The following is a 19,064-nucleotide window of genomic DNA, read 5'->3' as shown; positions in this document are numbered from 1 at the left end:
CGATTCGCGGCAACAGCGCCCTACCGGTTCCGGAACGCCGGTTTGCGCTTTTCGACAAATGCGCGCATGCCTTCCTTCTGGTCCTCGGTCGCGAATGTCGAATGGAATATCCGCCGTTCGAATCGGATTCCCTCCGACAGGGTCGTCTCGAAGGCCCTGTTGACGGATTCTTTCACCATCATCGCGACGGGCTGCGACATGCGGGCGATTTTCGCCGCCGTCTTCAGCGCATCCGCGATCAGTTCGTCGGCCGGAACGATCCGGCTGACCAGGCCGCAGCGTTCGGCTTCCGCCGCATCCATCATCCGGCCGGTCAGGCACATGTCCATAGCCTTGGACTTGCCGATGAATCGCGTCAGCCGCTGCGTGCCGCCCGCCCCGGGAATCGTGCCAAGCGTGATTTCCGGCTGGCCGAAGCGCGCGGTATCGGCGGCGATGATGAAGTCGCACATCATCGCCACTTCGCATCCGCCGCCCAGCGCATAGCCGGCGACCGCCGCGACGATCGGCTTGCGGCATTGCGCCACCCGTTCCCAGCCGACGGTAATGAAATCCTCCCCATACACGTCCATGTACGACTTTCCGGCCATTTCGCCGATGTCGGCGCCGGCGGCGAACGCCTTGTCCGATCCGGTCAGGACAATGGCGCCGATTGACTTGTCGGCTTCCAGCGCGTCGAGCGCCTGGCCCAGTTCCGCGATCAGCCCGGCGCAAAGCGCATTCAGCGCCGCCGGCCGGTTCAGCGTCACCAGACCTACCGCATCACGGGATTCCACCAGGATGTATTCATATGCCATATCTGCCGTTTCTCCTGTCCGCGTGCCGCATCGGTCGCCGCGCCCTCACTTGGGGGTCGGCGCAAGCCGGAACCGTACCGTGATCGTTTCGTCCTTTTTGATCAGCTCCAGCGCCAGGGCTTCCCCCTCGCGCTGGAAAGCCAGCACGCCGACGCGCACCCATCCAAGCTGCGGCAGCGTATCGTCGTAAAATTTCCGTATGGCGGCGGCGGAGACGTTTCCCGCGGCATAGGCTTCAACGATCCGTCCCGCCGGCGTATCGAATGCGATCGCCGTATCGGCGTCTACGGCCATGCCCGGCATCACCGGCACGTCCTCGAAACCTTCGATAAAATCCTCTGCCCTGCCGGTCGGCGAAGCCGCCAGCATGCCAAGAAGCACCAGGATCGTTATCAGGTTCCGCATCACAGCCGCTATATCATCGTTGATGCGCGGAGCAAAGGAAAGTGGATCGCCCGCTCTGCACGATGCGGCTGATGACGCCGGCGCATGCCGGTTGCCGGCAGCGTTCGCCCTCGCGGCCATAGACCTGCCACTGGTGCTGGAAATAGCCCAGATCGCCTGACGCCTGCACGTAATCGCGCAGCGACGAGCCGCCAGCCGCAATTGCTTCGCCCAGCACATCGCGGATCTCGCGGACCAGGCGTTCGGCCCGCGCGCCGGGGATGGTCGCGGCCATCCGCCGTGGCGAAATGCCCGCGCGGTGCAGCGCCTCGCAAATATAGATATTTCCCAGGCCTGCGACGACGCGCTGGTCCAGCAGCGCCGCCTTGACCGGCGTGCGCTTGCCGGCAAGCGCCGCACTCAGAACCGCCGCGTTGAACGCATTGCCCAGCGGTTCGGGCCCCAGGTGGCGCAGCATCCGATGGTCGCCCAGCGCCGCCGCCGTGGTCAGGTCCATCATGCCAAACCGGCGCGGGTCGCAATACCGGATCAGCATGCCGTCGTCCGTTTCGAATTCGACATGATCATGCGGACCCGGCGGCGGGGCGGCGTCGGCATCGACGATGGTCATCCGCCCGGACATGCCGAGATGGATGATCACGACGGCGTCGTCGTCCAGCGTCATCAGGATGAACTTCGCCCGTCGGTCGATCCGCTGCACGCGGCGGCCGGTCAGGCGCGCGGCAAAGCCATCGGGAAACGGAAACCGCAGGTCAGCCCGCCGCTGAACCACGCGCTTCAGGACGCGCCCCTCCAGTGGCATGCGCAGACCGCGGCAGACGGTTTCGACTTCGGGCAATTCTGGCATCGCGGCGGCCTGTCATCCGGTTACAGGGGAAACTCGCTCCGGCAGCACCCGTTCTAGCAAACCCCGGCGCGTTAGGCTATCGTCCGCCCGATGATGCAACATGCCGATGACGAACAAAAAACTCATTTCGGCTTCCGGGAAGTCGGGAAGGGTGAAAAGGCGCGGCTGGTGCGCAACGTGTTCGATCGCGTGGCGCGGCGCTATGACCTGATGAACGACCTGATGTCGATGGGCGTGCATCGCCTGTGGAAGGCGTCGCTGATCGATCAGCTGAAGCCGCGCGCCAACATGCATCTGATCGACCTGGCCGGCGGCACCGGCGATATTGCAAGGCGCTTTCGCGATGCCGGCGGCGGCAGCGCCACGGTCTGCGATATCAACGCCGAAATGATTTCCGTCGGGCGCGACCGAGCCCTGGACCGCGGAATGCTCGACAGGATCCGGTGGGTTGTCGGGGACGCGGAGGCGCTGCCGTTTTCAGACCGCAGTACGGACGCCTATACCGTTGCCTTTGGATTGCGCAACGTCACCGACATGGATCGCGCGCTGCGCGAGGCGCGCCGGGTGCTGAAGCCGGGCGGCCGGTTTCTCTGCCTGGAATTCAGCCATGTGGTGCTGCCGCTGCTGGCGGATATCTACGACCGTTATTCTTTCGTGGTGGTCCCGGCGCTGGGCGCGCGGGTTGCCGGCGATGCGGATTCATACCGCTACCTGGTTGAAAGCATCCGCCGCTTTCCGGCGCAGGAGGAACTGGCTGCGCGCATGACCGCGGCGGGGCTGGAGCAGGTAACGGTACGCAACCTGTCCGGCGGGATCGCGGCGATCCACGCCGCCTGGCGCATCTAGACCGGCCCTCATGTTTTCGGCGTTTATCCAGATCAGGCGACTGCTCCGTATTGCCCGCATATTCGCGCGCCATGACGCCCTGTTTCCCCTGGAGCGCATGGGCGTTGCGCCGGTCGTCGTTGCCCTGGCGCGCATGCTGTCCCGGCGAGACGTCGCGGGGCGTCCCGGCGAACGGCTGGCGGCGGCGCTGGAGGAACTGGGCCCCAGTTTCATCAAGCTGGGGCAGGCCCTGTCGGTCCGATCCGACCTCGTCGGCGAGGAAATCGCCCATGATCTTGCAAAAATGCAGGACAACCTGCCGCCGTTTCCGGCAGGCAATGCCCGCACCATCATCGAGGCGGAATTGCAGGCGCCGATCGAATCGCTGTTCGAAAGCTTCGATGACGAACCCGTTGCCGCGGCATCCATTGCACAGGTCCATTTCGCCCGGACCGCCGACGACGGCGACGTCGCCGTCAAAGTATTGCGGCCGGGGATCGAGGCGCGGTTCCGGCGCGATATCGACCTGTTCCTGTGGCTGGCCCGGATGATCGAGCGGACCCAGCCGGCCTTGCGCCGGCTCCGGCCGCTGGAGGTCGTTCGCATGTTCGAGGCGACGGTCAACGTGGAACTGGATCTGCGGCTGGAAGCGGCCGCGGGGTCGGAACTGCGCGACAATACGGAAAACGATCCCCGATTCCGCGTACCGAAAATCGACTGGGTCCGGACCGGTCGCCGTGTCATGACGCTGGAACGGATCGACGGCGTTCGCATCGACGACATTGCGGCGCTGGAAGCGGCCGGGCTTGTGCCGCGCGATATTCTGCAGCGGTGCGCCGAATCGTTTTTCAACCAGGTGTTCCGCGACGGATTCTTCCATGCGGATATCCACCCGGGCAACATGTTCGTCGCCCGGGACGGCGCGCTGTGCCCTGTCGATTTCGGCATCATGGGGCGGCTGGACATCCGGACCCGGAACTACCTGGCCGACATGCTGGTCGGATTTCTGGAGCGCGATTACAAGCGCGTCGCGGAAGTTCATTTTGAAGCCGGGTACGTCCCGGCCCGCATGTCCGTCGGCAATTTCACCCAAGCCATACGCTCTATCGGGGAACCGATATTAGGCAAACCGCTACATGAGATTTCCCTCGCGCGATTGCTGGCGCATCTGTTTCAGATCACGGAGACATTCGAAATGGAGGCGCAACCGCAACTTCTGTTGTTGCAAAAAACCATGCTGGTCGCCGAAGGCGTGGGCCGGAAGCTGGACCCCACCGTCAATATGTGGCTCCTGGCCAAGCCGCTGGTCGAGAACTGGGTGATGGCCAACCGCGGACCAGATGCCCGGATTCGCGACGCGGTTACCGATGCGGTATCGAACCTGGAGCGGCTGCCCCGGTTGGTCGGCCGCGCGGAAGCGGTGGTCGAGGCGTTGAGCGGCGATTACGAATTCGGCCGGATGACCCGCGGCGGCGGAGATCGCGCCACGCGGCAGTACCGGACCCCGAACTGGGTGGTCGTCTGCCTGATCGCGATCATCGGGGTCCTGCTGCTTCGGGCGATGTGAATTAACAATCTTGCACAGTGGATTGCGGCCAACTACATTAATACAGTCATTGTAATGTATTTTTGGACCTATCCTTCATGGCGCTTCATGGCAAACGCGTACTCCTGATCATCACGGGTGGCATCGCGGCGTATAAATCGCTTGAGCTGATCCGCCGGTTACGGGAGAAAGGCGCCGCCGTGCGCTGCGTCCTGACCCCGTCGGCAGCAGAATTCGTGACGCCGCTATCGGTTTCCGCGTTGAGCGAGGACCGGGTCTACCAGGATATCTTCTCGCTGACCGACGAAGCAGAAATGGGGCATATCCAGCTTTCCCGGAACGCGGACCTGCTGCTTGTCGCGCCAGCGACCGCCGATATTCTGGCCCGCATGACGGCCGGCATCGCCAACGACCTGGCCACAACGGTGCTGCTGGCGACCGACAAGCCGGTCATGGTGGCGCCCGCGATGAATGTGCGGATGTGGGAACACGCGGCGACCCGGGCAAACTGCGTACTGCTGGCGCAGCGGGGCATCGCCTTCGCCGGGCCGGTCCAGGGCGACATGGCCTGCGGCGAATACGGGTTCGGCCGCATGGCGGAAGTGGCCGATATCGTGGATGCGGTCGCCCGGCATTTCGGCGCCGGGCCGCTGGCCGGACGGCGGATGCTGGTCACCAGCGGCCCGACCCATGAAGCCATCGATCCCGTGCGCTACATCGCCAACCGGTCATCCGGCAAGCAGGGCCATGCGGTGGCGGCCGCGCTGGCCGGCCTTGGCGCCGAAACCATTCTGGTGAGCGGGCCGACGGCCCTTCCCGATCCGGCCGGCGTCACCATCATCCGGGTCGAGTCGGCGCGCGACATGCTGGCCGCCTGCGAAAAGGCGCTGCCCGCCGATGCCGCCATCTGCGTTGCCGCGGTGGCGGACTGGCGGGTCCGGACGGCGGCGAAACAGAAACTGAAGAAGAATGGCGGCGGCCCGCCGGTGCTCGAGTTCGCGGAAAATCCGGACATCCTGAAGACGCTGAGCAAGCCGGGCAACAAGCGTCCCCGGCTGGTGATCGGTTTCGCGGCCGAAACGGAGAATGTCGTCGAAAATGCCCTGGGAAAGCGCAAGTCCAAGAAATGCGACTGGCTGCTGGCCAATGACGTTTCACCGGCTACAGGCACCTTCGGCGGCGACGCCAATACGATCCACCTGATCACCGCGGACTGCGATGAGGCCTGGCCGACCATGACCAAGCAGCAGGTCGCCGACCGCCTCGCCGGCCGGATCGCCGCCTGGTTCGGCGCCGGCGCATGACAACGGTCACCGTCCCGGTTCAGCGGCTGCCGCATGGCGCCGACCTGCCGCTGCCGGAATATGCGACGGCGGGCAGCGCGGGGCTGGACCTGCTGGCGGCCAATGCCGACCCGATGACCCTCGCGCCCGGCGCGCGCATCCTCGTGCCCACGGGACTCGCGATTGCCCTGCCGCAGGGGTACGAGGCGCAGGTCCGGCCGCGCTCCGGCCTGGCGCTGAAGAACGGCATCACCGTCCTGAACAGTCCCGGGACGGTCGATGCGGATTATCGGGGGGAAATCGGCGTCATCCTGGCGAATCTGGGTACGGAGCCGTTCGCCATTTCCCGGGGCATGCGGATCGCGCAGATGGTCGTGGCGCCGGTGACGCGGATCGCATGGGCGGAAGCCGATGCCCTGCCGGGCACCGCACGGGGCGCCGGCGGGTATGGATCGACGGGTACGGGGAAAGACGGATAACGATGTTACGGCTGACGAAGAAACTGATTTTCGCCATCGATGCGGTTGTCGACATCGCGTACAACGCGGCGGAAACACCGGTGCAAAGCAAGGAAATCGCGCAGCGGCAGGGCATTCCGCGCCGGTACCTGGAACAGGTGCTGCAAAACCTGGTCAAGGCCGAAATCCTGTCCGGTGTACGCGGTCCGCGCGGCGGTTACCGGCTGTCCCGCGAAAGGCGGCGCATCTCGCTTGGTGAAATCACCCGCATCGTCGATCAGATGGAAGGCACCACCGACCCGCTGGAAGAACCGGTGGGCTCGGAACTGGGCCGTGCGGTGCTGCACCCGATCTGGCTGGAACTGCAGGAAACGGCCATGAAGCAACTGGACGAGGTCAGCATCGAAGACCTGTGCACCCGGGCCCGCGCCGCCGGGGTGCAGTGTAACGCTTCTGAACTGTTCGATTTCATGATCTGATGTGCGTCAAAGTCTACCCGGATTGAGTCAACCTGACAGGGCGGAAATGGAATTTCGCGGCCGGATCTACGACAGTATCCTGGACACGATCGGGGCGACCCCGATTGTGCGGCTATCGCGCATGGCGGCGGAAGCGGGCGTGCCGGTCGACCTGCTGGCAAAGCTGGAATTCTTCAATCCCATGGGATCGGTCAAGGACCGCATCGGATTCTCGATGATCGAGGCCATGGAGAAGGCCGGCGAAATCGGCCCCGATACGACCATTGTCGAGCCGACATCCGGCAATACCGGTATCGCGCTCGCCTTCGTCTGCGCCGCCAAGGGATACCGGCTGATCCTGACCATGCCCGAATCGATGTCGCTGGAGCGGCGCAAGATGCTGCTGATCCTGGGCGCGGAAATCGAACTGACGCCGGCCAACCGGGGCATGACCGGCGCTATCGACCGCGCCATCGCCCTGAAGGAAGAAATCGGCGATGCGGTCATTCCCCAACAGTTCGACAATCCCGCCAATCCGGCGATCCACCGCGCGACGACGGCGGAGGAAATCTGGCGCGACACGGGCGGCAATCTTGACATCATGGTGGCGGGCGTCGGCACCGGCGGCACGGTCACCGGCTGCGCCGGCCTGCTGAAGGAACGCAATCCGGATTTCCGTCTCGTCGCGGTCGAACCGGAAGACAGCCCGGTGCTTTCCGGCGGCATTCCGGGACCGCACAAGATCCAGGGAATCGGCGCCGGTTTCGTGCCCGGCAACCTTGATACCGCCCTCATCGACGAGGTCATTTCCATCGCCAATGAAACCGCGTTCCGGACCGCGCGCCGGCTGGCCAGCCTCGAAGGGCTGCCGGTCGGCATATCTTCGGGCGCGGCGGTCGCGGCGGCGCTGGAAGTCGCGGCGCGGCCGGACATGGCGGGCAAACGGATCCTGGTGATTATCCCGTCCTTTGCCGAACGCTACCTTTCCACCCCCTTATTCGACGGCGTCTGACATGGTCACACATACTGAAATTACCGACGAACAGCTGCATCGATACGCCCGGCATATCATCCTCGATGAAGTCGGCGAGGAAGGGCAGTTAAAGCTGCTGCAGTCCCGCGTCCTGGTGGTCGGCGCCGGCGGGCTGGGGTCGCCGCTGCTGCTGTATCTGGCCGCCGCCGGCGTTGGGACGCTCGGCATTATCGACGATGACGAAGTCGACATTTCAAACCTGCAGCGCCAGGTCATCCACCAGACGGACAGCATCGGCACCGCCAAGGTAAAAAGTGCGCGGGAAACCATCCGCAGGATCAATCCGGAAATCGAGGTCCACGAACACACTATGCGGCTGGGTCCGGACAATGCGGCGGACCTGATCGCGGGATACGATCTGATCGCGGACGGCAGCGACAATTTCGATACCCGCTACCTCCTGAACGACGCCTGCCATCTCGGCGGCAAGACGCTCGTCGCGGGCGCGCTGCTGCGCTTCGAAGGACAATTGTCCACGTTCAAGTCGCATCTCGGCGGCGACAATCCCTGCTATCGCTGCCTGTTTCCCAGCCCCCCGCCGCCGGGCACGACGCCGCGCTGCGAAACCGCCGGGATCTTCGGCGCCATTGCCGGGGTGATCGGCACGATGCAGTCCAGCGAAATCCTGAAGGAACTGCTCGGTCTCGGCAAAAGCCTGTCCGGCAGCCTGATCCTGTACGATGCGATGAACACGACCATTCGCAAGATCAGGATCCCCCCGGACCGGAATTGCGCCCTGTGCGGCGAAAACCCGACGATTACGTCGCTGACGTCCCGCTGACGCGGCGGCTGCGTCGCGATATCGCCAGGAACCGGGCGGATAGCAGCGTTATGGAAACCACGCTGCCGGCGATAATCCCCAGCACCAGTCCGCGCACGCCGTATTCGAACGAGAATGCCAGCACCCAGCCCAACGGCAGCATCACGATGAAATACGAAATGACGTGAATGACCGGCGGCGCCCAGGTTTCGCCGGCGCCCCGCAGGATGTTGGCCATCACCACCTGGCCTCCGTCGCACATCAGCAGAAAGGCGGACAGCGCAATCAACGGCGCGACGGTGGCGATCAGCACCGGGTCGCTGGTGAAAATCGCGGCAATTGTCGCCGGCAGGAAAAGGAAGCCGATAGCGACCAGACCCAGCGCCGCCAAAGCCAGCGCCATGCCTGTCCATGCCGCCATCGAGCGATTGGGCCAGTCGCCCCGTCCATGGGCAATCCCGACCCGGACGCTCGTCGCCGACGCAACGCCAAGCGCGGCCATGAAGACGAAGGCGATGGAAATATTCTGCACGGTATAGGCGGCCAGCGACAGCGTACCCATAAGGCCGGCGAAGAACCCCAGTGCCGCAAATGCGGATTCCTCGACCGTGTAACTGACACTCGCGGCATAGCCGTAGCGACGCTGGAGACGGCCGCGCCGCCACCAGTGCCTTTCGAGCGGCCCGCGCACGCCATACCGGTCCCGGTCCGGCATCCACCAGACATAGCCCATTAGCATCATCGGCATCGCCAGCCGCACGAGGGTTGTCGACCAGGCGGCGCCCTCGGCGCCAAGGGCGGGAAAGCCGCCATTGCCGAAGATGAACAACCAGTTGAACCCCACATTCAGAATATTCGCCACGATCATGACGATCATGGCCGGGACCGGCCGCCGCAGGCCCTCGAGGAAGAATGCGGTCGTGCAGTACAGGATGACGCCCGGCAGGCTGAGCCCGAGGATCGCAATGACCCGCCCGCCGCCTTCGGAAATGATGGCCGGCTGGCCTGTCAGGTCGAAGAACCGGCTGCCGAACTGGCAGAGGATCAGGCCGATTACGCCGATTGCCAGCGCATAGGGCAGCGAGCGCCGCCAGATCGCACCGCATTCCTGCGGGGCGTCGCGGCCGATGGCATGGCTGGTGGCGATGACGGTGCCGAACAGCAGGCCTATCCCCGCAACGATGATCACGATAAACGGCGTGACGCTGATTCCGTAAAATGCGACCTGGTCGACATGGGTCCGGCCCAGCATCGCGGTATCGACCGCGGCCATTACCAGAATGCCCGCGCGCGTGACAACGACGGGCGCCGCAAGCTTTACGGTTTCGACGATATGGCCGCGCAGCCGCGGCCATAGCCGCCCGGAATCAACCGGCATGAACGGGGCGGCGCCCGATGTCAGAAATCCGTGCCAAGAACGCGGTCCGGCGGATTATGGCCATCGGCCATGGTCCTGATATTGATGATGACTTTTTCGCCCATCGCGATGCGGCCCTCTATCGTCGCCGACCCCATATGCGGCAGCAGCACGACGTTGTCGAGCGCCAGCAGCCTGGGATTGACCGCCGGTTCGTTTTCAAAGACATCCAGCCCGGCACCCGCAATGGCGCCGCGCCCCAGCAGTTGGGTCAGCGCGGTTTCATCCACGACCTCGCCACGGCTGGTATTGACGATATAGGCGTCGTGTTTCATCAGCTCCAGACGGCGACGGTTCAGCAGGTGATAGGTCGCGGGCGTGTACGGGCAGTTGATCGACACGATATCCATGCGGGCCAGCATCTGGTCCAGGCTGTCCCAATAGGTCGCCTCCAGCTCGCTTTCGGTTTCCTCGTGCACGCGGCGCCGGTTGTGATAATGGATCGACAGGCCGAACCCCCGCGCGCGCCGGGCCACGGCCTGGCCGATGCGGCCCATGCCGACAATTCCCAGTCGCTTTCCCCAGATGCGGTGGCCCAGCATCGTCGTCGGGCTCCAGCCGACCCAGTTGCCGGAGCGGACCAGGCGTTCGCCTTCGGCGAGGCGCCGCGGCACGGCGAGGATCAGCGCCATTGTCATATCGGCGGTATCTTCGGTCAGCACGCCGGGCGTGTTCGTGACCATGATCGACTTCGCCTTCGCCGCGTCCATGTCGATATGATCGACGCCGGTGCCGAACGACGCGATCAGTTTCAGCCGCGTGCCGGCGGCAGCGATAACATCGGCAGTGATTCTGTCCGTCACCGTCGGCACCAGCACGTCCGCTTCCTTCACGGCCTCGGCCAGATCCGCCCGGGACATCGCCCTGTCGTCAAGGTTCAGCTGCGCGTCGAACAGTTCCATCATGCGCGTTTCGATGGCGTCGGGAAGTCTGCGCGTCACGACGACGCGCGGTCTGGGCGATATCATGCTCGGTCCTTGCGAATCATTCGAATGGATAATATCTCCGGCGCCGGGCGATGTCGCGCCTTGACCGCATATATGCCACACGATATTGGAAACCATGTCTTCAGTAACATCGTTGTCCATTGTCCGCGCGCTACCGATCTGCGTCCTGGTCCTTTGCGCCGGGCTTCCCGCGGCGGCGCAGCCGAAGGACGAAAAACCCCCGGAGAATTCCAGCGAACGCTTCGCGTCGCTGCGGGCGGACGAGGTCAATGTCCGGGCCGGGCCCGGGGTCCGGTATCAGGTAAAGTGGGTTTTCGTGCGCAAGCTGTTGCCGGTGCAGATTACGGCGGATTTCGAAAGCTGGCGAAAGATAAGGGATTCCGAGGGCGCGGAAGGCTGGGTGCACCGGGCCATGCTGTCGGGAAAACGCACCGTCATCGTCACGGGGGAAATCATGGCCCTGCGGCGCAGTCCCGAGGATACCGCGCCGGCTGTCGCCCGGCTGTCGCCCGGCGTTGTTGCCGAGCTGGAAACCTGTCAGCCGCAATGGTGCGGCGTGACGGTGCAGCCCTATTCCGGCTGGGTACGCCGCAACGGTCTCTGGGGTCTGAAGGAAGACGAGATAATCGAGTAGCGGCTTCTCAGGCGTTATCCGCGAAATCCATCGCTAGCGCGGCGCGCATCGGTTCGGGCATTACCGCCATATGGCCATAGGCTTCGTGATCGAAGCCGATCATGATTTCCTCGCCGGCGGTACGGAACGCCGCAATCTGTTCCTGCGTGAACGGAAAATGGATGAACTGCACGGACGATGCCTTGCCGTCCGCCGTGGTCCGGTCGATATCCGTTTCGGCGACGCCGCGAATTCGCGCGCCCGCTACGCGGATAAAAACCTTTTCCTCGATGCCGCCCAGCTTGCTCAGGAACGTCTTGCGGCGCGATTCTTCATTGATTTCGAACATGATCGTGCAGACAAGCTCCTGCCCTTTCGGGATGAGCGGGTTATAGGCTGCGAGTTCATCGGCGATCTGTTCCTCGCCGCCCTTTTCGATAAAGAGCATTTCATGAATCTGCCACCACATCGTGTCAAAGGATTCGAAATAGCAGGTGGCGACCGGGCCGATTTCGATGCGCCGGTCGCGTTTATGCGTCACCAGTTCCTTGCGCTTCGCCGCCCGGATCCTGGCGAATTCCGCCATTGGCATGATGTCGTCGCGGGTGATGTCGGTTTTTTGCATGGCCTTGCCTTCCTCGCCCCTTAAACGGTGATGCCGTAGGCCCGGGCAAACAGGATAATCGGATGCGATGCCGTGTCGGGAGGGGTCGTATCCGCATCGGCGAGCCGCTCCATCCCCTGCGCCAGATGCATGCCGGCGAGCGGGCATTCGGAGACGACATGTTTGCGGGCGTTCTTGAGCGCCTGCCGGGCCGCCGGACGCCCCACTTTCAGCGCGGTGTCGAAATTATCCTTCATCACGCCCCAGGAACCGCCATGGCCGGAACACCGTTCGATGACATCCACGGTTGTATCCGGTAGAAGCCGCAGCATTTCGGCCGCTTTCGCGCCCATGTTCTGGGCCCGCGCATGACAGGCAAGATGAACCGTCACGCCACCGTCGAGCGCCGTCAGGCCGTCGGCGAGCCCTTCGCGCCGGGCGATTTCAACGACAAATTGCGCAATATCGTGGGTCGCCTTGCTCAGCTTCGCGATGGCGGGGTCGTCCGGCAGGATCAGCGGCCATTCGAACTTCAGCATCAGCGCACAGGACGGCACCATTGCAATGATGTCATACCCCTTGTCGATCCAGGGCCCCAGTTCGGTGGCAACCTTGCGTCCGCTTTCGGCAACGGCGGCGATATCGCCCTGTTCCAGTTGCGGCATGCCGCAACAGGCCGGGTGCACGATTTCCGTTTCGACGCCGTTCTTCGCCAAAACCGCGCGGGTTGCGTGGCCGATTTCGGGATTGTTGTAGTTGCCGTAACAGGTCGCATACAGCACCGCCTTGCGACCGAATGCCGGCGCGTCCCGATTGACGACCGGGGGATTGGCGCTGGAGGTCTTGACGAAGCTCCTGCCGGCAAACTTCGGCAGGGCGGCCTGGCGATGCACGCCGGCGACCGATTCCATGATCGGGCGGGTCAGCGCATTGCGTTCATCGACGGCCCAGTTCGCCACGGGCGCCATCATCGCGGCCAGCTTGCCGTTGCGGTCTGTCCGGGTGAGCTGCTTTTCGGCAAAGCCGGTTTTGCCCTCGCGGTTTTCCGCCGCCCGGTAGCGCAGCATCAGATGCGGAAAGTCCAGATCGAATTCATGCGGCGGCACATAGGGACATTTTGTCATGAAGCACATGTCGCACAGCGTGCAGGCATCGACGACGGGCTTGAAATCGGCGGAAGCGACGGAATCCAGTTCGCCGGTGTCCGATTCGTCAATCAGGTCGAACAGACGCGGGAAGCTGTCGCACAGATTGAAACAGCGGCGACAGCCATGGCAGATATCGAAAACACGCCGCATTTCCGCATCGAGCTTTTCCCTGTCGTAAAAATCGGGATCCTGCCACGCGATAGGGTGCCGCGTGGGCGCCTCAAGGCTGCCCTCGGTCATGATTCATTCCACCGCAACTGTGAAGTAACGTTCGAAAAAAGGAAATCAGGTTGCGGCGGGTTAACGCCGCAACCTGACTCCTGCCCGATCAGTCGTCGAGCGAATCCAGCGCCTTCTGGAACCGGCCGGCGTGGCTTTTTTCGGCCTTTGCCAGGGTTTCGAACCAGTCGGCGATTTCATCGAAATTTTCTTCACGCGCGGTGCGCGCCATCCCGGGATACATATCGGTGTATTCGTGGGTTTCGCCCGCGACGGCGGCGCCGAGGTTGGCGGCCGTGGCGCCAATCGGCAGGCCCGTTGCCGGATCGCCTACTTCTTCCAGGAATTCGAGATGGCCGTGCGCATGGCCGGTTTCGCCTTCGGCGGTGGAGCGGAAGACGGTCGCGACATCGTTGTAGCCTTCGACGTCGGCTTTCTGCGCGAAATAGAGATAACGGCGATTGGCCTGGCTTTCGCCCGCGAACGCTGCCTTCAGATTTTCTTCGGTCTTGCTGCCTTTAAGTGCCATGGATCCCTCTCCTCTTGAATTAACAATCAGCCACTCTTTCTATATATGGCACAGTAGCAAAAGGAGTCAACGATTTTAGAATTATTTTAAAAAAAGAACCATAGCATTATTTTAATTGAGAATAATTGTCAGTTGGTGCGGACGCGAATGATCACGTCGACGCTGTCAACGACCGTCCCGGCAGGCGCGTCCGGCAGTTTGGACACCGCAACGGCAGTGTCCGAAATATCCGTCAATTCTGCTGTGTCCTGGTTGAAAAAATGATGATGTGGATCAGTGTTCGTGTCGAAATAGGAACGCCGCGCATCGACCGCGACCTCCCGCAGCAGGCCCGAAGCGGTGAACTGGTGCAGCGTATTGTAGACCGTTGCCAGGGAAACCCTCACGCCCTGATGCATGGCCTGCTGGTGCAGCTGTTCCGCCGTTACGTGCCGGTCGCCGGTATCGAACAGCAACCGCGCCAGCGCCATGCGCTGTCGGGTCGGGCGCAATCCGACTGCGTTGAGCCGGTCGAGAACGTGGGCGAAGGGGCGTTTCACTATCATGACGGTTACATAATACGCCGGCTCGACATACGCAATTCCTTTTTGGAACAGTGCCGTATCGATAATTTTTGAATATGTCGAAAAACTCAGCCATATCGGAACAGATCGGCGCCGTTTTCCCGGAGCCATCGCCGGCCTGATTGCGCGTGCGGACACAGCCTGTCCACCACGGCCCAGAATGCCGGCGAATGGTTTGCTTCGGTCAGGTGCCCGACCTCATGTGCGACGACATATTCCAGCACGTCAGCCGGCGCCAGAATAAGCCGCCAGTTGAATGACAGGTTGCCGTTCGCCGCGCAGCTTCCCCAGCGGCTTCGCTGTCCGCGAATCGAAATTTTCCCGGCGCGCCGCCCCAGCAGCGCAGTTTTTTCCGCGACGACAGGCGCGATGGCGGCGTGCGCATCGCGCCGCAGCCAGTCGTGCAGCCGGCGCGGCAGGTGCTTTTCCTGGCCGGAAACGCAGATGCGATTCCCATCGACCCATACGCCGCGCCGCGCCGCCGGCGCATGCACGATGTGGTGGACCGCGCCGCGATAGGGAATCATCGCGCCATCGCCAAAGGGAATACCGTCAGGGAGGGCGGCCAGCCGCGCGGCAATCCAGCCCGCGCGTTCCTTCAGAAAAGACATGCCCGCCGCTTCGCCGACCCGCGACGGCAATACCAGTTCCGCGCCGCCGATCGCCGGGTCGACGCGGATTGCGATCCGGCGCGCCCTTGCGCTGCGCCGGATCGCTACCTCGACGTCGCGCCCATCGATGCGCAGGACCGTCATCCCGGCCATGTCAGCGCCGCCGGCCCCGGCCGCCGAATTTGCGCCGATGGAACGGTTCCGCGCCGTCGATCAGCCAGTCGACGATATGGCGTTCGAGATCCTTGACGTCATTTTCGGAAACCGCCTTGTCGCGCACCGATATGCCGGCTTCATGCACCGTGTCCGGATCGCCCGACACCAGCGGATGCCACCATGCAAGGTCGCCGCCGGCGGCTATGACCCGATAGGCGCAGGTATGCGGCAGCCAGCGCAGGGTCGCGGCCTTGCCCGGCGTCAGCTGAACGCAATCGGGCACCTTTGCCCGGCGATTGGCGTAATCACCGCAATTGCAGCCATGCAGGTCCAGCAGCGAACAGGCGACATCGGTCAGGCCGATTTCGCCGGTATCCGCGTCCTCGACCTTGTGCAGGCAGCACTGGCCGCAGCCGTCGCACAGCGATTCCCATTCCTCCTGCGTCATCTGGCTCAGGGTTTTCAGCTTCCAGAACGGAACGGGCGCGGCGTGGTCACTCATGCGGCGGAGTCTATCAGATGGATGAAGGATCCGGCGACATTTCCGGCGACCCGTCCGGCGGGGGACATCGGATCATTGCGCGAATCCCGGACCGCGAACAGGGCGTCGCCCGGTCCTTCCTCGTGGATCGTCGCGTAATGAAATTCATGCCCGGTAAACCGCGACCCGGCAGCGCCCAGCGGCGACGGATACAGGCTGTCGAGGCGGCGATACCCAAGCTGCAGGCGGCGATCCGCGAATGAGGTGGTCACGGGCAGCAGCCCCGCCATCGCATGCCGCACACCGTCCGCATCGATCAGGCCGCTCCCCAAGACCATATAACCGCCGCATTCGCCGAATACCGCCTTGCCCGTTGCGGCCGCGAGGCGCAGCCCGCCAAGGAACCCGGTATTGCCGGCAAGCCGTCCCGCATGCAATTCGGGATAGCCGCCGGGCAGATAGACCGCGTCGGCAGCCGTATCGGGCGACGCATCGGCCAGGGGTGAAAACGGCATGATTTCGGCGCCCGCCCGGCGCCAGCCGTCCAGCACGGCCGGATAGCAGAAAAGGAAGGCCTCGTCGCGGGCGACCGCGATGCGCTGGCCTATCGGAGGCAGGGAAACCGGCGCCATCGCCGGCGGCAGTCCCGAATGGCGCGCAATGCCTTTCAGTCGGGTCAGGTCGATATGGTCTGTCATCAGGGCTGCGGCGGCTTCAAGAAACGGTTCCAGCGCCATGTGCTCCGATGCCTGGACGAGGCCGAGATGGCGGTCCGGCAATTCCAGCGCCGCATCGGCCGGCAGGCAGCCGAGCAGGGGAACCGCCGGGTTCAGGGTCACGAACGCCTCGCGCAGGATACGCGCATGCCCGGCGGAACCGACCCGGTTGCAGATGATGCCTGCGATTTCGACGTCCTGCCGGTGCCGGATGAAGCCTTCCGCCAGCGCTGCGGCGGACGCGCCCTGACCCCTGGCGTTGACGATCAGCACGACCGGCCAGCCGGTTGCCGCGGCAAGGTCCGCCGTCGACCCGCCGCCGCCCGACGCACCGTCGAACAGCCCCATGACGCCTTCGCACAGGATCAGGTCGGCGGACCCGCCCAACCCGCCGGCGAGACCGGCCAGCGTGTCGCGGCGCATCGCCCAGACATCCAGGTTGATACAGACCCGGCCGCAGGCGGCGCTGTGGTAGGCGGGGTCGATATAGTCCGGCCCGGCCTTGGCGGCGGCGACGTTGACGCCGCCGTTGCGCAGGGCGCGCAGCAGCGCCAGCGTGATCACGGTCTTGCCGCATCCGCTGGACGGCGCCGCGAGGATCAGGCCCGGCGCGGTCATTCAGGCGGCGAGCCGGACAAGGACGACGCCGGCCGTCACCCATTGCGCCAGATGGATCAGGACGCTGGCGCGGTGCAGTCCCGCCGCCATGCGGTCATTGCCGGCGTCGCGCTGTCGCTGCAGCGCCGGCAGCAGTATCCCCCACGCGCCGAAAAAAAGGGCGGCGACGGCCAGCATGGCGTAGCCTTCCGGCCGATAGGCGGGGACGGGCAGCAGCACCAATAACGGCAACAGCGACAGGATACCCATCACGGAAAAATATTTCGGAAACAGGGCGCGCATGAAATCCGACGCCACGTCACGCGGCAGACTGCGGAAAACCGTCGGCGCGAAAAAAACCATGAAGAACGTCATGCCGCCGAACAGAACCGCGGTCAGAACCAGCGCCACAACATGCAGGGTAAACCATTCCATCGCCGGCCAGTATACGGTAGGACTGGAACAGATTGAATACGTGAAAAATCGCGGCGGCCATGAGCGCCGCGGCGGGCACCGTAATGACCCAGGCCGATGCGATGGTCATGACATGGTGGCGCCGCACCAGTTTGCGCCTTTGTACGCGCTCGGCGAAGTCGATCTTCTTCGACCGGCGGGGCGACTTGCGGTGGCCCTGGTTGATGTGGGCCTGTCGGCCGGTCTGGTATTCGCGGTAGAATCCGACGCCGAAAACCGCTCCCACGGCGATATGGGTCGAACTGACCGGTAACCCCAGGGCCGACGCAATCAGCACCGTGATCGCGGCGGAAAGCGCGACGCAATAGGCGCGCATGGGATTCATCTTGGTAATCTGGTCGCCGACGGTGCGGATCAGCTTGGGTCCGAACAGCACCAGCCCCGCGGAAATTCCGGCCGCCCCGACCAGCAGAATCCAGAGGGGCAGTTCAACCCTGGTCGCGACCGAACCCGACGTTGCGGCGTTGACGATCGCGGCCAGCGGGCCCACGGCATTTGCGACGTCATTGGCGCCATGGGCGAAGGACAGCAGGGCCGCGGAGCAGATCAACGGGATCGTGAACAGCTTTCGCAGCGACCGGTTACGGTTCTCCATGCCTTGCGACTGCCGCCGGATCAGTGGTTTCAGAATAGCGTAACTGCCGGCGAAGATGGCGAAGGCGATCATTGCCACGACCCAAACGTCCGGCTGCCAGATTTTCTTCAACCCCTTCATGATGAGATAGGCCGAAAAAATCCCCGCCATCAGCGCCACCAGCAGGGGCACCCAGCGTCGCGCCGCCGCGATCTTGTCCTGCTGGTAGATGATTTGCGATTTCACGAAGGCGAGGAAGATCGCGGCGATGACCCCGCCCATCAGCGGCGAGATGACCCAGCTGGCCGCGATAGAACCCATGGTCGGCCAGTTGATGACGCTGAAACCGGCCGCTGCAATACCCGCTCCGGCGACGCCGCCGACCACTGAATGGGTCGTCGATACCGGCGCATTCAGATAGGTGGCGAGGTTGATCCATATCGCGGCGGCGAGCAGCGCCGCCATCATCGCCCAGATAAAGGTCTGGCTGTCGGGCATGGCGTCGATGCTGACAATGTTTTTTGAAATCGTGGAAACGACATCGCCGCCGGCCATGATCGCGCCGGCAGCTTCGAATATGGCGGCGATCACCAGGGCGCCGGCCAGGGTCAGCGCCCGCGATCCCACCGCCGGCGCCATATTGTTGGCCACGTCATTGGCGCCGATATTCAGCGCCATGTAGCCGCCGATGACTCCGGCAGCCACGATCATCCCGCTATTGGCGCCGTCGCCGGAAACCAGGTTGGTAAATATCCAGACGATGACAAGAAAAAGGAGCGCCAGACCGATCATGGCGGCGCGCAAGGCCGTGGCCTGCGCCGCAGCCGAAACTTTCCCGATTTTCGTCAGGTCCTTGCTGAGCGTTTCCTTGTACATGGGGGATCACCCTGCAACGGCGTTCGACAGATGGATGGCGTGTAACAAAACTGTCATAAAACGGTAACGATTCCAGGGCCCCGAACTCAGGTTAACGCTGTTTACGTGTTTCCGTTGGCGTGATTCT

Annotated in this window: 22 protein-coding genes; 8 read left to right on the top strand and 14 right to left on the bottom strand. The window is 63.7% G+C overall.

The genetic code is table 11. The features are described from left to right. Window positions 1-20: 20 nt before the first annotated feature. Genes WD767_08660 through mutM form a run of 3 tightly spaced genes read right to left on the bottom strand, consistent with a single transcriptional unit; the run spans window position 21 to window position 2,049 of the window. A complete protein-coding gene (locus tag WD767_08660) occupies window positions 21-797 on the bottom strand; it encodes an enoyl-CoA hydratase (protein MEX2616152.1) in 777 nt (258 codons plus the stop codon). Between the two features lie 45 nt (window positions 798-842). After that, window positions 843-1,202: a hypothetical protein gene (locus tag WD767_08655; protein MEX2616151.1), complete on the bottom strand. Its 360-nt coding sequence runs from the start codon at window positions 1,200-1,202 to the stop codon at window positions 843-845. A gap of 13 nt (window positions 1,203-1,215) precedes the next feature. After that, window positions 1,216-2,049: a bifunctional DNA-formamidopyrimidine glycosylase/DNA-(apurinic or apyrimidinic site) lyase gene (mutM, locus tag WD767_08650; protein MEX2616150.1), complete on the bottom strand. Its 834-nt coding sequence runs from the start codon at window positions 2,047-2,049 to the stop codon at window positions 1,216-1,218. Window positions 2,050-2,139: 90 nt separating this feature from the next. Here mutM and ubiE point away from each other — a divergent pair, with 90 nt between their 5' ends. The 7 genes from ubiE to moeB all read left to right on the top strand — a co-directional run bounded on the left by ubiE (window position 2,140) and on the right by moeB (window position 8,433). Next, on the top strand, window positions 2,140-2,895 hold the full coding sequence (ubiE, locus tag WD767_08645; protein MEX2616149.1) for a bifunctional demethylmenaquinone methyltransferase/2-methoxy-6-polyprenyl-1,4-benzoquinol methylase UbiE: 756 nt from the start codon (window positions 2,140-2,142) through the stop codon (window positions 2,893-2,895). A gap of 10 nt (window positions 2,896-2,905) precedes the next feature. Then, complete coding sequence (gene ubiB / locus WD767_08640) at window positions 2,906-4,441, top strand: 2-polyprenylphenol 6-hydroxylase (GenBank protein ID MEX2616148.1); 1,536 nt, start codon at window positions 2,906-2,908, stop codon at window positions 4,439-4,441. 77 nt (window positions 4,442-4,518) lie between these two features. Beyond that, entirely contained in the window at window positions 4,519-5,724 is a 1,206-nt protein-coding gene (coaBC, locus tag WD767_08635; GenBank protein MEX2616147.1) for a bifunctional phosphopantothenoylcysteine decarboxylase/phosphopantothenate--cysteine ligase CoaBC, read from the top strand. Then, window positions 5,721-6,182, top strand: a complete 462-nt coding sequence (gene dut, locus WD767_08630; protein ID MEX2616146.1) for a dUTP diphosphatase — start codon at window positions 5,721-5,723, stop codon at window positions 6,180-6,182. The genes coaBC and dut overlap by 4 nt, the downstream gene beginning before the upstream one ends. Before the next feature lie 2 nt (window positions 6,183-6,184). Continuing rightward, on the top strand, window positions 6,185-6,640 hold the full coding sequence (locus WD767_08625; GenBank protein ID MEX2616145.1) for an Rrf2 family transcriptional regulator: 456 nt from the start codon (window positions 6,185-6,187) through the stop codon (window positions 6,638-6,640). Window positions 6,641-6,686: 46 nt separating this feature from the next. Then, complete coding sequence (cysK, locus tag WD767_08620; GenBank protein MEX2616144.1) at window positions 6,687-7,631, top strand: cysteine synthase A; 945 nt, start codon at window positions 6,687-6,689, stop codon at window positions 7,629-7,631. Between the two features lies 1 nt (window position 7,632). Continuing rightward, entirely contained in the window at window positions 7,633-8,433 is an 801-nt protein-coding gene (gene moeB / locus WD767_08615; protein MEX2616143.1) for a molybdopterin-synthase adenylyltransferase MoeB, read from the top strand. Here the strand turns inward: moeB and WD767_08610 are convergent. Next, window positions 8,411-9,790, bottom strand: coding sequence for an MATE family efflux transporter (locus WD767_08610; protein MEX2616142.1), 1,380 nt, complete (start codon window positions 9,788-9,790; stop codon window positions 8,411-8,413). The two genes, moeB and WD767_08610, sit on opposite strands and share 23 nt — an antisense overlap. A gap of 20 nt (window positions 9,791-9,810) precedes the next feature. Then, the gene (locus tag WD767_08605) at window positions 9,811-10,797 is read right to left on the bottom strand and encodes a D-glycerate dehydrogenase (GenBank protein MEX2616141.1); all 987 of its coding nucleotides are present in this window, start codon (window positions 10,795-10,797) and stop codon (window positions 9,811-9,813) included. A gap of 94 nt (window positions 10,798-10,891) precedes the next feature. Between WD767_08605 and WD767_08600 the strand changes: the two genes are divergently transcribed. Further along, complete coding sequence (locus WD767_08600; GenBank protein MEX2616140.1) at window positions 10,892-11,410, top strand: SH3 domain-containing protein; 519 nt, start codon at window positions 10,892-10,894, stop codon at window positions 11,408-11,410. A 7-nt stretch (window positions 11,411-11,417) separates the two neighbouring features. Here WD767_08600 and WD767_08595 read toward each other — a convergent pair whose 3' ends face one another. The 9 genes from WD767_08595 to WD767_08555 form a co-directional block, all read right to left on the bottom strand. After that, window positions 11,418-12,014: a DUF3501 family protein gene (locus tag WD767_08595; protein MEX2616139.1), complete on the bottom strand. Its 597-nt coding sequence runs from the start codon at window positions 12,012-12,014 to the stop codon at window positions 11,418-11,420. A gap of 20 nt (window positions 12,015-12,034) precedes the next feature. Continuing rightward, window positions 12,035-13,381, bottom strand: coding sequence for a heterodisulfide reductase-related iron-sulfur binding cluster (locus WD767_08590; protein MEX2616138.1), 1,347 nt, complete (start codon window positions 13,379-13,381; stop codon window positions 12,035-12,037). Between the two features lie 88 nt (window positions 13,382-13,469). Next, window positions 13,470-13,889: a rubrerythrin family protein gene (locus WD767_08585; protein ID MEX2616137.1), complete on the bottom strand. Its 420-nt coding sequence runs from the start codon at window positions 13,887-13,889 to the stop codon at window positions 13,470-13,472. A 128-nt stretch (window positions 13,890-14,017) separates the two neighbouring features. Continuing rightward, a complete protein-coding gene (gene irrA, locus WD767_08580) occupies window positions 14,018-14,434 on the bottom strand; it encodes an iron response transcriptional regulator IrrA (protein MEX2616136.1) in 417 nt (138 codons plus the stop codon). An 86-nt stretch (window positions 14,435-14,520) separates the two neighbouring features. Continuing rightward, the gene (locus WD767_08575) at window positions 14,521-15,216 is read right to left on the bottom strand and encodes a SprT family zinc-dependent metalloprotease (GenBank protein ID MEX2616135.1); all 696 of its coding nucleotides are present in this window, start codon (window positions 15,214-15,216) and stop codon (window positions 14,521-14,523) included. 1 nt (window position 15,217) lies between these two features. Further along, window positions 15,218-15,721, bottom strand: a complete 504-nt coding sequence (locus WD767_08570; GenBank protein ID MEX2616134.1) for a YcgN family cysteine cluster protein — start codon at window positions 15,719-15,721, stop codon at window positions 15,218-15,220. Then, a complete protein-coding gene (locus tag WD767_08565) occupies window positions 15,718-17,034 on the bottom strand; it encodes a cobyrinate a,c-diamide synthase (GenBank protein ID MEX2616133.1) in 1,317 nt (438 codons plus the stop codon). The genes WD767_08570 and WD767_08565 overlap by 4 nt, the downstream gene beginning before the upstream one ends. Next, the gene (locus tag WD767_08560) at window positions 17,035-17,376 is read right to left on the bottom strand and encodes a DUF4149 domain-containing protein (GenBank protein ID MEX2616132.1); all 342 of its coding nucleotides are present in this window, start codon (window positions 17,374-17,376) and stop codon (window positions 17,035-17,037) included. After that, a complete protein-coding gene (locus WD767_08555; protein MEX2616131.1) occupies window positions 17,333-18,937 on the bottom strand; it encodes an inorganic phosphate transporter in 1,605 nt (534 codons plus the stop codon). Before WD767_08555 ends, WD767_08560 begins: the two co-directional genes overlap by 44 nt. Window positions 18,938-19,064: the final 127 nt, after the last annotated feature.

The sequence above is a fragment of the Alphaproteobacteria bacterium genome (genome assembly GCA_040905865.1).
In the GTDB taxonomy this organism is placed as follows: Bacteria; Pseudomonadota; Alphaproteobacteria; order UBA8366.
This window is presented reverse-complemented; position numbering and strand designations above follow the sequence as displayed.